Consider the following 12,583-nt stretch of genomic DNA (forward strand, 5'->3'; position numbering starts at 1 on the left):
CGCTTATACGCTCACGCTGACGCCGGCTTTGCGCGCGGCCGCATCAACCGTGTTGCGCAGCAGCATCGTGATCGTCATCGGACCGACGCAGCCCGGTACAGGTGTAATGGCACTTGCGACTTCTTTCACCGCTTCAAAGTCGACATCGCCGGTCAACTTGCCGTTCTCCGGACGGTTCATGCCGACGTCGATGACGACAGCACCCGGCTTTACATGGTTCGCGCCGATCAGGTGCGCTTTGCCGACCGCGACAACGAGAATGTCCGCTTGTTTCGTAATCTCTTCCATGTTCGGCGTGCGGGAGTGCACAACGGTCACCGTTGCATGCTCGCGCAGCAGCAGCATCGCCATCGGCTTGCCGACGATATTGCTTCGACCTACGACAACAGCGTGTTTACCGGCAATTTGTACGCCCGTCCGCTTCAAAATCTCGATAACACCATGCGGTGTACAAGGCTTCATACCGTCTTTGCCGATCATCAGGTTCCCCACGTTAACCGGGTGGAAGCAATCCACATCTTTCGCCGGATCGATTTCGTCGACGACCGCTTCTTCATCGATGTGCTTCGGCAGCGGAGACTGAACGAGGATGCCATGAATTTGATCGTTACGGTTAAACCCATGAATTAACTCGATCAGCTCTTCCTGTGTCGTCGATGCCGGCAGCGCGTGAACTTCCGAATAGATGCCCACTTCATCGCAGGATTTGGCTTTGTTACGCACGTATACTTGTGAAGCGGGATCTTCCCCGACAATAATGACGACGAGCCCGGGCTGATTGCCCTTCGCCGTTAAGGCAGCCGCATCCGCTTTGATTTCCTCACGAATGGAACCTACTAATTCTTTCCCGTTGATCACTTGCGCTGACATGTGTTTCTCCCCCTAGACCGGATTAATTTATAATAAATACAGGATGAATGACAGCATAAACGCTTGGATTACTGCGTGCGAAGCACTTTGCCTTTCAGCGTCTCGACTTCTTTAATCATTTTGCCCAGCACACCGTTAACGAACTTGCCTGAATCGTCAATGCCATAATGCTTGGCGATCTCGATGGCTTCATTGACGACAACTTTAGGAGGAACATCGTCGCGGTATAGCATTTCATACGCAGCAAGACGCAGCACTTCCCGATCGATGCGGGACAGCCTGTCCATCGCCCAACCTTTTAAATATTCTTCCAAAATTTCATCAATAAGCACTTTATTGCGGGAGGTGCCGTCCACCAGCTCCATCACATACACGGGTTCGATCTTCGTCCCGGCTAGATCCAATCCGGCCTCATTATCGTGCTCAGCCTCGAAAATCGAGATCCGCACCGCATCTTCGGCCGAAGCTTCATTCATTTGAATTTGGTATAAACTCTGTACTGCCAGTTCACGTGCCACTCTGCGCTTCATTCTGTTCCTCCTAAAAGTGAGAGTTCAAAAAGTCGGGTCAATAGACGACTTCTTGAACTTCCTCTTAAAAACTCTTTCTCCTAGTATACGTCAAATTGAACCCAATCCAAACAAAAAAATCCATGGATGAACCAGGGATTTTAGCGAAACATTCTCCATTTTTGGGTGAGATAGCGCCAAATGTCTTCCAACATGAAAAAACTTTCTTTCCGATCCAGTTTGTAGCCGACATAAAAACCGATCAGCACAATAAAACCGAAAATCAACATATCCCAGAAGCCAAAAAATAAATAGATGAATCCGAAGAAAATACCTGCTGCGACGCCGATCACTTTACCCCTATGGAATTCCCACAGCTCATTCCACATCTTGTGGATTCACCTCTATTCGACTCGGCTTTTAAACGTAGGTGCGGACTGCACGATGTTGGCTACGAATACGGTTACGGCAGCTACAGGAATGCCCGTGATCTCTTCGATATAGCTTTTCACAGTCCCCTGCATCTCTTCCGTCAATTCCGGAATCGAGCTTTCGCCGTCGACGATGGTTCTGATCGTAATTTCCAGACCGGCTTGGTTCACCCGTACGCGCGCGCGCAAATCTTTGGTCCCTTTGGTGCGTCCCGCCGCTTTGAGCGACAAATTCTCGACCGTTTCAATCGAGATGCGGATATCCCCGAAGTCGGTTCTCTGGTCGATGGAAGGCACTTGCGCACGGCCAGGGCGAAGGGTCAAAATAATGAAGCGCACCGCAATCAGCAGCACGATCACGCTGACGATAATCGCCGCATACGCATAGCTTTTGTCATAGTAAAAGTTGTGAAGCGTCTGACTTGCCTGTTCAAGAGGGATCCAGCTGGACGCTGTCACCAATACGAAGATCGCTGCAACGAAAATAATGAGGCTGAAAATTAACAGCAAGAGCCTGTCCACAATTTTACCCACGAACGTTGTCCCCTTCCAAGTTAGGAAACCCCCTGCAACCTGTAGGGGGTTTCCATGGTCCTTATGGCTTGCGGCTTCTGCCTACTTCACACGACCGGCAGGAGCAACTTCTTCTTCCGACGGCTTATCCGCCTGTTTGAAATGTACATCGTGAATGTGGACGTTGACCTCAACAACACTCAAACCCGTCATCGATTCAATCGCTGTCTTCACGTTATTTTGAATATCGCTTGCAACCTCAGGAATCCGATTTCCATACTCAACAATAATGGAAACGTCGATGGCAGCCTCACGTTGACCAACATCCACCTTTACGCCTTTGGACAAATTCTTGCGTCCAAGCAGCTCAGCAATGCCTCCGGCCAATCCACCGCTCATTCCCGCAACGCCCGGCACTTCCACTGTTGCCAAGCCGGCAATGATTTCGATAACCTCGGGGGCAATCTGAATGCTGCCCATGTCTGTTCTGACGTAATCCGGAGCGATTGTGCTCATTGTGGCACCTCCTAAGATTTATTCAAACCTATGATGAACAATTTGGAAAAGCTACCTTAATTCATTAGTATAGCATTTTGGCAAAATTATGACAAATGGTTGTCTCTATTCCGAAACATTCACATTGTGTTCTTCAAGGAACTTAATGTCGTGGTCCCCTTTGATGAATTTCGGATGCTCAAGCAGCTTCAAGTGGAACGGGATCGTCGTATTGACGCCGTCAACCGCAAATTCGGTAAGCGCGCGTTTCATACGCTGAATCGCTTCGTCGCGCGTACTTCCCCACACGATCAGCTTTGCCACCATGGAATCATAGTGCGGCGGAATCGTATAGCCCGGGTATACCCCGCTGTCGACGCGAACGCCGAAGCCGCCAGGCGGCAGGTAAAACTTCACTTGACCCGCAGATGGCATGAAATTGCGGCTTGGATCTTCCGCATTGACACGGCATTCGATCGCCCAGCCGTTAATTTTCACATCCTCTTGCGTAAAGGAAAGCGGATGGCCTTCCGCGACGCGAATCATTTCCTGGATGATGTCGATGCCCGTAATCATTTCGGTCACGGGATGCTCTACCTGAATCCGCGTATTCATTTCCATGAAATAGAACTTGCCGTCCGGTCCAAGCAAGAATTCGAGTGTGCCAGCTCCGGAGTAGTTCACGGCTTTCGCCGCGCGTACCGCCGCTTCGCCCATCGCCTTGCGCGTCTCTTCCGTCAGAATCGGGCAAGGCGCTTCCTCGACCAGCTTCTGTCTGCGGCGCTGCACCGAGCAGTCACGCTCGCCAAGATGCACAACATTGCCGTGCTTGTCGGCCAAGATTTGAATTTCGACGTGCTTCATGCCCGTCAAATATTTCTCAAGATAAATACCGGCGTTGCCGAACGCGTTCTGCGCCTCCTGCTGGGCAGCCGTGATCTGTTGAACGAGCGTTTCTTCGTTCTCCGCGATACGGATCCCTTTGCCGCCGCCGCCGGCTGTCGCCTTAATAATGATCGGATATCCGATGTCGCGAGCAATCGTCACTGCATCCTCGACATTCTCCACCAAGCCGTCGGAACCCGGAATAATCGGCACGCGTGCATCCTTCATCGTTTGCTTCGCAACCGCTTTGTCGCCCATGCGAGAAATCGCATCTGGCGACGGTCCGATGAACGTAATATTGCAGCTTTCGCAAATTTCCGCGAAGTCCGCGTTTTCAGCAAGGAAGCCGTATCCGGGATGGATGGCATCGCATTCGGTAAGCGTTGCAACGCTCATCAGATTCGTAAAGTTCAAGTAGCTGTCCTTGGACGCCGTTGGCCCGATGCAGTAGGCTTCATCCGCCAGACGCACATGCAAAGCCTCACGATCTGCTTCTGAGTAGACTGCAACGGATTCAATGCCCAACTCGCGGCAGGCGCGAATAATCCGGACCGCGATTTCACCGCGGTTCGCGATAAGAATTTTATGAAATGTCATGGATTTGCCCTCTATTCTGGCCGAACCAGGAATAATGGTTGTCCGTATTCTACAAGCTGTCCGTTCTCGACGAGCACTTCGACGATTTCGCCGCGCACTTCCGCTTCGATTTCGTTCATGAGCTTCATCGCTTCCACGATGCACACGATTTGCTTGTCATTCACTTTAGAGCCGACATTTACGAATGGCGCCGCTCCCGGAGAAGCCGCTGAGTAGAATGTGCCGACCATCGGAGAAACAATCTTATGTAAAGACGGGTCTTCTTGTTTGGCTTGTCCTGCAGCAGGCGCAGCTGTGCCCGCTTCCAGAGCAGCCGGAGCCGCGCTTGCGATGCTCGCTTGCGGGATCGGCGCGAAGCTTTGATGCGCAACCGGAGCAGTTACATAAACAGGCTCGGATTTATTCGGTTTACGAATGGAAAGGCGTGCACCTTCATTTTCAATTTCAAGTTCGTGTAAAGAGGATTGATCGACGAGTTTGATTAACTCTTTGATTTCACTCAGTTTAAACATTCCTGTCACTCCTTTAGGCGTTGGTGAACCATTAAAAAATGCGTTTTCATAGCCGCAACGTATGTATTATACCTATAAACGCAGGAAATGGAAAGAGTCCAGTTTGCCCGGACCCTTTCCACTACGTTTCCAAGCGGCTTAGGTTTCGCTATTGACTTATGGACGCACGTATTGAATTTTGACGTTGTCCGGCGTTGTGCCAAGCTCTTTCACGACCATATCGACGATCGTCACGCCTTGGCTTTTTTCCAGTTTATCCGCTTGCACCGTCACTTTCCATTTGTTGTTGTCCTGACTGATCACCGCTTGCGGATAGTCCTGAATCAGCATGTCTTGCAGGTTTTCAATCTTATCTTGCAGATCGCTCAGCGCGGACAAATCGTTGGTTGCTTTCGCTACGTCTTGCGGCGATTTTTTGGCGTCGACGATGATGTTCATCAGATCCGTGGAGGCCTTTGTGAAGTAGTCGTTCTGCTTCATTTGCTCGTTTGTGAAGTAGTCGCTGGCGGACGTCGTTTTCGCTTGTTCTTCCATTTGCTTCAGCACTTGATCATCCGTTTTAGCCGTATTGGAGGATGCCGTTTTTCCGTCAGTCTTTGTCGAAGTTTGCGTAGAAGATTGCGTTGTTGTCGCCTTCGTATCCGTTTTTGTCGAGGTTTGCGGAGCCGTTGCTTTTGTGTCTGTTTTCGCATCTGTGCCTGTTGCAGCTTTCACATCTGTTTTCGCTCCTGTCACTGGATCCACTTGACTCATATCAATTGTAACTGCCTGAGAGCCGCTTGTTTGCTCGGTCGTTGCCAAATCGAGTTTGTTGACGTCTTCGGTGAACAAGTAGTAAGCCGAGAGCACTACCATCAAGCTGAGCATCGATACGAGCCAAATCGTTTGTCTTTTTGCGTTCATTTTCAATTCCTCCTTAGAATGGTTGCATGTTTTTCGTTTCTTTATTCCCCTGTTTTGCGAGGTAAAATCGATATCCGGCTGGCCTGCACGTCAAGTCCGCGCTCGACCGCTTCGGTAATCATTTTTTTCACGGTTAAATTTTCTGCGCCTTTGGCAACGACGATGACACCGCGAATTTTCGGTTTGATGTATTTGAGCACCAACGGCTTCTGATCTCCGGACACCTGGTAGATCACCACTTCGCCGCTTCGCGTTACTTGGGAAATATTACGGCTCGCCCCGGCATTGTCTTTTTCCGTCGTCATTTGCTGGCTGTCGTTGTAGTTTTTGTCGACGGTCATTTCCTCCGTAGATTCAATAGTGACGAGCACTTCCACTTCGCCGACGCCTACGATTTTTTGCAAAATACTTTTGAGCTGATTCTCGTAGGCTTGTTCGTACTCATGAAAGTTTGAATTTTCTTTACTCCCGCTGCCGGCAAACGTTTCCTGGCTGGAAGGAGGAGAAGCGCGCCCCGTATTGATGGGATCAACATCTTTGACAGTCATAAATGTATTTAGAATCATCAGCGCAGCGCCCGTCAGACCGATCAGCACCACCCAAAGCAGCGTGTTTTTGCGTTTCGGTCCACCCGGTCCTCCGCCGAATTTGTGCTCCATCCATTGCAGCAATGTTCCCATCGATTCACCTCGCGATCCATCCTTTCGGCACTTCGAGTTGAAAATCCATTTGCTCTTTATGCACGAGCCAGTTCTGCGTCAGCACGCCCTGAAGCTTCGTCAGTTCGTCCTCTGACAACCGCGGGGTTCCCTCATCGGGAACCGTCGCCGGCTTAACGCCAGTCGAGGGATCACGATCGATGCGGATCGGCTCAACCGGCTTAACCGGCTCCACTGCGGCAATGCTCCGGTCGCCCGGCGCCGTTTTCTTCCCAGCTTCTATATCATCAAGGGTTACCTTCACCATCTGAATGGCGGGCTTCCCGTTATTGTCGATCTGAACTTGCACGGCGACATCCTTGACACGGCGGTTCGTCTCTTTCTGCAGCTGCTCTTTCATTGCGTTTGCGAGCTGGGTCTGGACGAGGAGCTGCGTTTGCTTTTGCTCCGCATTTTGCAGTTTTTGAGCATCTTGCTGAATCACATTCAGCGCCGGCATTGAAGCCGAACCCCCGATCCCTTGCGCAAGCGCTGCGCGTGCATTTTGCTGGCTCTCCGCTTGCCCGATCAGACGATCGAGGTTCCAGTCCTTCTGGAACAGCTGGAGTACGGGCGACAGCAGCGTCAGCAGAATGAACAGGCTGAGCACGGTTTTGACGTAGCGCTGCATCGTGTTGCTCGGCAGCAGCAGGTCAACGAATGTGGCGAGCATAATGACCATGATGACCGTTTTCAGCCATCCGGCTAACCAATCCATAAGCACCCTCCTTTCACCGCATCATGACGGAGACGTTGCTGATCGTTATCATGATCGTCAGTGCGAGAAAGAACATCAGACTGACGGCGGCGAGTGCGGCGAACACGTAAATCAAGCTTCGGCCGATCGTTTGCAAGCAGGAGATAATCGGGCTGTCGCCGAGCGGCTGCATCAAGGCGGCCGATAAATTATAGATAAAGGCGAGCGTTAAAATTTTGATCGCCGGGAATGCGCACAAGATGACCAGAATGACGACGCCGACGAGGCCGATCGCATTTTTCACCAATAAGGAAGCGCCGATGACGGTCTCCGTCGCATCCGAGAACAATCGCCCGACCACCGGAACGAAGTTGCCGGTAATATACTTTGCCGTCCGGATCGCTACGCCATCCCTGACCGCGCCTGCTGTGCCTTGAATGGAGATGACACCGAGAAAGACGGTGACGAATACCCCCAGCAAGCCTAAACTTACCGTTCGCAAGAGATTCGCCAGCTGCGTAACCTTGTACTTATCGCTGAGCGAGCTGACAATGTGCAGGACGGCGGAGAAGAACAGCAGCGGGAAGACGAATACATAGATTGCCGTGCCTACCGTATGAATCATGAACACAATGAGCGGATGCAGGATCGCCAGCGACGTCACATTCCCCATAGAGGCCAGCAATGTCAGCATCAGCGGCATAATCGCGATCATGAATTGGATCATGGAAGAGATGGCTGTTTTCGCATACCCGATGGCGACACTGAAGGAGTTGATGGCGATGATGATGAGCACCATATAGGTAATCGCGTATCCGAGTTTGCTCACCGTATTGCGTTCGAAGGAGCTTTGCAGCGTCTCCAGAATCATGCTGAACACCGTCAGAATCACGATGGCTGCGAGCAGCTTGCCATTGATCAAGATTTCGTGAAACACGTAGGAGAGCAGCCCTTTAAAAATGCTTTTCATGTTGATGCCTTTCGTGCCAAGGAGGATCTCCATGAAGCTCGGCGTCTTGCTCTCGGGAAAATAGCCCCCGTATTCCTTCATGAGCTTGTTCCAATACTGCTCGACAGGCTCCGTATTCAAATGATTGACCTGCTCCTTGATCATCGCATCGGTCGGCGTTTCGGCGGAAGAGCCCGTTGCCAGACCAAGCCATGCGCCGATCATCAGGATAAGGATCAAGACCCAACGGTTGTTCAGCTGCTGGTGCGAATAGGATGGATGCATGCGTGTCACTCCTCAGGTCCTTCTTTAGGCGGGAAGCAATTTAACCACCGTCTCGATTATGACGGTTATAATGGGAATCGCCATCACCATGATGAGCACCTTGCCGGAAAGCTCAATTTTGGAGGCGATCGATTCCTGCCCGGCATCCCGGACGATTTGCGCACCGAATTCGGCAATGTATGCGACGCCGATAATTTTTAGAATTGTTTTAAGAAACACCATGTTGACGTTGGACTTGACGGCTAAATCTTCCAGCACGCCGATGACGGCAGAGATTTTGCCGATCAGGAACAAGAAAATGGCGATTCCCGTAAAAGCCGCTAGCAGAAAGGCGAACATCGGCTTTTGTTCCTTGATGATCAGGGTCAGAATCGTGACGAGAAGTCCTAGTCCTACGATTTGGATGATTTCCATCAGGCTACCTCATTGGAATAGGAAAATGGTTTTGATTTCCTTAAATAAATTATCCAGCATGCTGACGACCATGAAGAGGACGACAACGAAGCCGATGACCGTGACCCAATGGGCCATATCCTCTTTGCCCATCTGCTTCAGCACCGTGTGGATCATCGCGATAATGATGCCGATGCCGGCAATCTGAAAGATGGCGTTCACGTCAATGTTCATTCCTGGCACCTCAACCCTCCGTCAATACATTAAAATCACAATCAGAGCACCGACCAGGACACCGAGGCTTTTCCACATTTTCTCGTAGCGGCGCTGCTCTTCCCGCGATTCCGCCTCTTCGGCCTGAAGCTGGGAGATGGCCAGTCGCAGATGCTTCATCTGATCGCTGCGGTCGGATTGACCAAGAATCGTCCCCAGGCTGAGCACCACTTCCTGTTCCGGGCGTTTCATCGAGGTTCGCGCCCAGACTTCCTTCACCGTCGCTCTCCACACTTCGTTCATCGACAGCTCATAGTTCGCCAACAATCTCTCCGAGGACAATCGGAACAGCGTTGCCAGCGGCTCGGCCACTTGCTTCCCCAGCGAAGCGAATGCTTCGGGCAGTGGGGTAAGCCCGTATGAAATTTCAGTCTCCATGCGCCCCAAAGCGCCGATCAAGCCTCGGATTTGCTGCGGTCGCTTCGCGTAATGGGAAGCTTGCAAAAATCCCAGCAGCGTTCCCGCACCGATAATGAGCACACCGCCAAGCAGTTTAAACATCACATTATCGCCCTCTTTCAGGCTGCCATTCGAACGGCTTGCCGGTATGGTCCAGGATGCGAAAGCTCGCCTGTGCGCCCTTTCTGCGCGAAAGGATCACATGCTTCATAAAAACGCCGTCTGCGATCAGCTCGCGCAGCACCGGTCTTCGGCGAATGTCCTCGTAGGAGGCGCCATGCGCAGTTGCCAGCACGCGGATGCCGGAGTGCACCGCTTCGTGGATGGCGACGGCATCTTCGGCGCGCCCGATCTCATCGACGACAAGCACCTCGGGCGACAGCGAGCGGATCATCATCATCATGCCCTCCGCCTTCGGGCAGCCGTCCATCACATCAGTTCGCGGGCCCAGATCGAAGCGGGGAACGCCTTTATGACTGGCGGCTAGTTCAGAACGTTCATCGATAATGCCGACCTTTTTACCGGTCAAATGCGCGTACCGACTTCCCCATTCTCCCCGGGAGATGAGTCTCGCGAGATCGCGGATCAGCGTGGTTTTCCCCTGCTGCGGGGGAGAAATGATGAGCGTATGGTGCAGGCTCCCAATCACCGGATCCACCAGGCCGGGAAGGATGTCCCTACCGACTCCGTGAATTTCCTTGGCGATTCGAATGTTGAAGGAGCCGACATCGCGGATTTGCTTCACATGCCCATTCTCCAGGATTGTCCTGCCCGCAAGCCCAACTCGATGACCGCCGGTCACGGTGATATACCCTCGTTTTAGCTCTTCCTCGAAGGTGTACAGCGAATGATTCGTTAGCATCTCCAGCAGCGCCATACAATCCTGTCTTGTCGGCCTGTAAGCGGCCGAATCGTCGTTTACCAGCCTGCCGGTTGGACTGACAAAGGCGTACCGGTCCTCCCAACTGATTTCCAGCGGGCGCGACTCTCTTACTCTTATTTCTTCTATGCTAGCTTGTACGTTTCCAGGCAGTTCGCTAAGCAGCGATCGCAAGGAATGGGGCAATAAGTAGAGCACACTGGCAAGCATCTGCAGACAGCCTCCCCAAGTTGTCCAGTCTTCTATATTTATTACTATGCTTACTAGAAAGAAATATGACCGATTACTTTTTCAGAATCCCGATAAATAAACAACTCACGCCTGCGATAATCCAGAGCATCTTGCCAAGTGATAGTTTCTCGGCGATGCCTACCAATCCAACCGTCGTTGTCGTTAATAGAACTAGAGGACCTACTAGAGCCAGACCGGCGTTCACCAGCAGCGCTTTTTCCACGGTTGCAAGCCGGAGCATCAGTATGGCTGCAATTAATTCGAGCGATCCCGAGAGCACGCGCAGCGAAGCCATCGTCATGACGATTTTGTTCAACGCATTCCACCTCCTTGAGCCGTAGAAGACAGCTTATCCTTTTTACCTAACGTATGCGGGCCCGTCTCATTTTAGGCATGCTGGGCACCACCAAAAGTGCGGATGCATATGCTGAACACATAACTTGGCGCGATCAAAAAGCAAGAGACCCTTTATTGATTGCGCATTGATCCTTCGAAGGAAGATGAGGAGATTTACCGATGGAAGTGACTTCTCAGTTGCAATGGAACCCCGTTCTTGCCGACCCTACGGGCGTCAGAGAGGCGAAACCGAGAACGCTGGGGAAAACGATGGTAATGGATAAAGGACTTGGCCTACTCGCCTTCCAGGATTTGCTCCATACCTCGGGCGAGCATATCGATATGATTAAGCTTGGTTTCGGCACCTCCCCGCTGTACCCGTTAGCTGTGCTGAAAAGCAAAATCAATCTGGCCAAGGAGCACGGCATCTGCATTTATCCCGGCGGCACCTTCTTGGAAGTCGCCGTGCAGCAAGACGCGGTAGATTCTTATTTTGACACGATTATGGCACTCGGGTTTAACGGCGTGGAAGTATCGGACGGCACCATTCAGATGGAACGTCGGCTGCGCAATGAACTGATAGGTAAAGGGATTGCGGAAGGATTAACCGTTGTGACGGAATATGGCAAAAAAGGATGGGGGTCGACCATCGAATTGAATGAGCTCATCGAGACCGTTCTGATTGATCGTGAGCTCGGTGCGTCGCTGGTGACGATTGAAGCCCGGGAAGCTGGCAGAGGCGTCGGCATTTTTGACGAGGATGGTAACTGCAAGGATGAAGAGCTGCAGCAAGTGCTATCCGCGATTTCGAACCGGATTCTGCTCTGGGAAGCCCCAATGAAGAGCCAGCAGGTCCACCTCATTTCGATGCTCGGTCCCGGTATCCATCTTGGAAATATTGCGCCTGAGGAAGTGATTGCCCTGGAAGCGCTGCGGAGAGGATTGCGTTCCGACACGCTTGCTTTAGGTGCGAGGAAGGAATAAATCATGCATATCGAAGTTGTCGCCAACATCGGCGAAGCCAGAAGCGAAGAGTTTCTTCATAAAACGGTCGTTGTAGTGGACGTCCTCCGCGCAACCAGCACCATCATCACGGCACTCTCGAACGGCAGCCGCGGAATCGTTCCCGTCGAAACCGTTGTGAAAGCCAAGGAGTTGTATCGGGAAGGGGATTTGCTGGGAGGCGAGCGCTTTTGCAAAAAAATTCCCGGGTTCGATTTCGGCAACTCGCCCTTGGAGTACACCCGCGAGGCTGTGCAGGATCGGCGCATTATCTTGACGACGACCAACGGAACGCGCGGCATTCAGAAAGCGCTCAAAGCCTCGCATGTGCTCGCTGGCGCCTTGATGAACGGCCGCGCCTGCGCCGATGCCGCGATTCAACTAGGGCGAGACACCGTCATCTTGTGCGCAGGCACCCAGGATGTATTCTCCCTGGAGGACGGTTTGTGCGCCGGGCTTATTATGCACGAAATCATTCAAAAGCTCGGAGCCGAGCACGTGCAAGCGAACGATTTCGGCATGGCGATGCATAGCGCTTATTTGACGTGCAAGCATCGTCTGCTGGACCATCTGCTCTCTTGCAGCAATGGGAGAAAAATGAAAAAATCCGGCTTCCTCGCGGATATTATTCTATGCGCGCAAGCGAATATTTCCGAAAGCGTGCCAATTCTCGAGAACGATCACATGGTGCTGCTGCCGCGATAGAAAGCCGCCGCAGCACCGGC

At 52.0% G+C, this 12,583-nt stretch carries 18 protein-coding genes; 2 read left to right on the plus strand and 16 right to left on the minus strand.

Annotated features, from left to right (window positions below):
* Positions 1–3 precede the first annotated feature (3 nt).
* The 16 genes from folD to EJQ19_RS10760 form a co-directional block, all read right to left on the minus strand.
* Entirely contained in the window at positions 4–870 is an 867-nt protein-coding gene (gene folD / locus EJQ19_RS10685; protein ID WP_126141201.1) for a bifunctional methylenetetrahydrofolate dehydrogenase/methenyltetrahydrofolate cyclohydrolase FolD, read from the minus strand.
* Positions 871–938: 68 nt separating this feature from the next.
* Entirely contained in the window at positions 939–1,400 is a 462-nt protein-coding gene (gene nusB / locus EJQ19_RS10690; protein WP_126141202.1) for a transcription antitermination factor NusB, read from the minus strand.
* A gap of 140 nt (positions 1,401–1,540) precedes the next feature.
* Positions 1,541–1,768, minus strand: coding sequence for a DUF2273 domain-containing protein (locus EJQ19_RS10695; protein WP_126141203.1), 228 nt, complete (start codon positions 1,766–1,768; stop codon positions 1,541–1,543).
* Between the two features lie 15 nt (positions 1,769–1,783).
* The gene (amaP, locus tag EJQ19_RS10700) at positions 1,784–2,344 is read right to left on the minus strand and encodes an alkaline shock response membrane anchor protein AmaP (RefSeq protein WP_126141204.1); all 561 of its coding nucleotides are present in this window, start codon (positions 2,342–2,344) and stop codon (positions 1,784–1,786) included.
* Between the two features lie 81 nt (positions 2,345–2,425).
* Complete coding sequence (locus EJQ19_RS10705) at positions 2,426–2,839, minus strand: Asp23/Gls24 family envelope stress response protein (protein ID WP_126141205.1); 414 nt, start codon at positions 2,837–2,839, stop codon at positions 2,426–2,428.
* Between the two features lie 105 nt (positions 2,840–2,944).
* Positions 2,945–4,300 (minus strand): acetyl-CoA carboxylase biotin carboxylase subunit, encoded by a 1,356-nt coding sequence (gene accC, locus EJQ19_RS10710; RefSeq protein WP_126141206.1) that lies wholly within the window; start codon positions 4,298–4,300, stop codon positions 2,945–2,947.
* Between the two features lie 11 nt (positions 4,301–4,311).
* Positions 4,312–4,812 carry an acetyl-CoA carboxylase biotin carboxyl carrier protein gene (gene accB, locus EJQ19_RS10715; protein WP_126141207.1) on the minus strand — a complete coding sequence of 167 codons (501 nt, stop codon included), beginning with the start codon at positions 4,810–4,812 and terminating at the stop codon, positions 4,312–4,314.
* 156 nt (positions 4,813–4,968) lie between these two features.
* Positions 4,969–5,715 (minus strand): SpoIIIAH-like family protein, encoded by a 747-nt coding sequence (locus tag EJQ19_RS10720; RefSeq protein ID WP_126141208.1) that lies wholly within the window; start codon positions 5,713–5,715, stop codon positions 4,969–4,971.
* A gap of 41 nt (positions 5,716–5,756) precedes the next feature.
* A complete protein-coding gene (spoIIIAG, locus tag EJQ19_RS10725; protein ID WP_126141209.1) occupies positions 5,757–6,395 on the minus strand; it encodes a stage III sporulation protein AG in 639 nt (212 codons plus the stop codon).
* A 4-nt stretch (positions 6,396–6,399) separates the two neighbouring features.
* Positions 6,400–7,131, minus strand: a complete 732-nt coding sequence (gene spoIIIAF, locus EJQ19_RS10730; protein WP_126141210.1) for a stage III sporulation protein AF — start codon at positions 7,129–7,131, stop codon at positions 6,400–6,402.
* A gap of 13 nt (positions 7,132–7,144) precedes the next feature.
* Positions 7,145–8,344 (minus strand): stage III sporulation protein AE, encoded by a 1,200-nt coding sequence (spoIIIAE, locus tag EJQ19_RS10735; protein ID WP_126141211.1) that lies wholly within the window; start codon positions 8,342–8,344, stop codon positions 7,145–7,147.
* Positions 8,345–8,368: 24 nt separating this feature from the next.
* Positions 8,369–8,758 carry a stage III sporulation protein AD gene (gene spoIIIAD / locus EJQ19_RS10740; protein ID WP_126141212.1) on the minus strand — a complete coding sequence of 130 codons (390 nt, stop codon included), beginning with the start codon at positions 8,756–8,758 and terminating at the stop codon, positions 8,369–8,371.
* A gap of 9 nt (positions 8,759–8,767) precedes the next feature.
* Positions 8,768–8,971 (minus strand): stage III sporulation protein AC, encoded by a 204-nt coding sequence (spoIIIAC, locus tag EJQ19_RS10745; protein WP_126141299.1) that lies wholly within the window; start codon positions 8,969–8,971, stop codon positions 8,768–8,770.
* Between the two features lie 21 nt (positions 8,972–8,992).
* Positions 8,993–9,511: a stage III sporulation protein SpoIIIAB gene (gene spoIIIAB, locus EJQ19_RS10750; protein ID WP_126141300.1), complete on the minus strand. Its 519-nt coding sequence runs from the start codon at positions 9,509–9,511 to the stop codon at positions 8,993–8,995.
* A gap of 4 nt (positions 9,512–9,515) precedes the next feature.
* Entirely contained in the window at positions 9,516–10,499 is a 984-nt protein-coding gene (gene spoIIIAA, locus EJQ19_RS10755; RefSeq protein WP_126141213.1) for a stage III sporulation protein AA, read from the minus strand.
* A 73-nt stretch (positions 10,500–10,572) separates the two neighbouring features.
* The gene (locus EJQ19_RS10760; protein ID WP_126141301.1) at positions 10,573–10,821 is read right to left on the minus strand and encodes a YqhV family protein; all 249 of its coding nucleotides are present in this window, start codon (positions 10,819–10,821) and stop codon (positions 10,573–10,575) included.
* A gap of 215 nt (positions 10,822–11,036) precedes the next feature.
* Here EJQ19_RS10760 and comA point away from each other — a divergent pair, with 215 nt between their 5' ends.
* Both comA and EJQ19_RS10770 read left to right on the plus strand, forming a co-directional pair.
* Positions 11,037–11,840 carry a phosphosulfolactate synthase gene (gene comA, locus EJQ19_RS10765; protein WP_126141214.1) on the plus strand — a complete coding sequence of 268 codons (804 nt, stop codon included), beginning with the start codon at positions 11,037–11,039 and terminating at the stop codon, positions 11,838–11,840.
* A 3-nt stretch (positions 11,841–11,843) separates the two neighbouring features.
* Positions 11,844–12,563, plus strand: a complete 720-nt coding sequence (locus tag EJQ19_RS10770; protein WP_126141215.1) for a 2-phosphosulfolactate phosphatase — start codon at positions 11,844–11,846, stop codon at positions 12,561–12,563.
* The last annotated feature ends 20 nt before the right edge of the window (positions 12,564–12,583 follow it).

Source organism: Paenibacillus whitsoniae, from assembly GCF_003955665.1.
In the GTDB taxonomy this organism is placed as follows: domain Bacteria; phylum Bacillota; class Bacilli; order Paenibacillales; family NBRC-103111; genus Paenibacillus_E; species Paenibacillus_E whitsoniae.

Coding starts and splice junctions, on each gene's coding strand:
- spoIIIAB (WP_126141300.1), bottom strand. CDS start 9,511: ATGTTTAAACTGCTTGGCGGTGTGCTCATTATCGGTGCGGGAACGCTG.
- spoIIIAE (WP_126141211.1), bottom strand. CDS start 8,344: ATGCATCCATCCTATTCGCACCAGCAGCTGAACAACCGTTGGGTCTTG.
- accC (WP_126141206.1), bottom strand. CDS start 4,300: ATGACATTTCATAAAATTCTTATCGCGAACCGCGGTGAAATCGCGGTC.
- spoIIIAF (WP_126141210.1), bottom strand. CDS start 7,131: ATGGATTGGTTAGCCGGATGGCTGAAAACGGTCATCATGGTCATTATG.
- accB (WP_126141207.1), bottom strand. CDS start 4,812: ATGTTTAAACTGAGTGAAATCAAAGAGTTAATCAAACTCGTCGATCAA.
- EJQ19_RS10770 (WP_126141215.1), top strand. CDS start 11,844: ATGCATATCGAAGTTGTCGCCAACATCGGCGAAGCCAGAAGCGAAGAG.
- EJQ19_RS10705 (WP_126141205.1), bottom strand. CDS start 2,839: ATGAGCACAATCGCTCCGGATTACGTCAGAACAGACATGGGCAGCATT.
- nusB (WP_126141202.1), bottom strand. CDS start 1,400: ATGAAGCGCAGAGTGGCACGTGAACTGGCAGTACAGAGTTTATACCAA.
- spoIIIAG (WP_126141209.1), bottom strand. CDS start 6,395: ATGGGAACATTGCTGCAATGGATGGAGCACAAATTCGGCGGAGGACCG.
- spoIIIAA (WP_126141213.1), bottom strand. CDS start 10,499: ATGCTTGCCAGTGTGCTCTACTTATTGCCCCATTCCTTGCGATCGCTG.
- EJQ19_RS10760 (WP_126141301.1), bottom strand. CDS start 10,821: ATGACGATGGCTTCGCTGCGCGTGCTCTCGGGATCGCTCGAATTAATT.
- EJQ19_RS10695 (WP_126141203.1), bottom strand. CDS start 1,768: ATGTGGAATGAGCTGTGGGAATTCCATAGGGGTAAAGTGATCGGCGTC.
- EJQ19_RS10720 (WP_126141208.1), bottom strand. CDS start 5,715: ATGAACGCAAAAAGACAAACGATTTGGCTCGTATCGATGCTCAGCTTG.
- spoIIIAC (WP_126141299.1), bottom strand. CDS start 8,971: ATGAACATTGACGTGAACGCCATCTTTCAGATTGCCGGCATCGGCATC.
- comA (WP_126141214.1), top strand. CDS start 11,037: ATGGAAGTGACTTCTCAGTTGCAATGGAACCCCGTTCTTGCCGACCCT.
- folD (WP_126141201.1), bottom strand. CDS start 870: ATGTCAGCGCAAGTGATCAACGGGAAAGAATTAGTAGGTTCCATTCGT.
- spoIIIAD (WP_126141212.1), bottom strand. CDS start 8,758: ATGGAAATCATCCAAATCGTAGGACTAGGACTTCTCGTCACGATTCTG.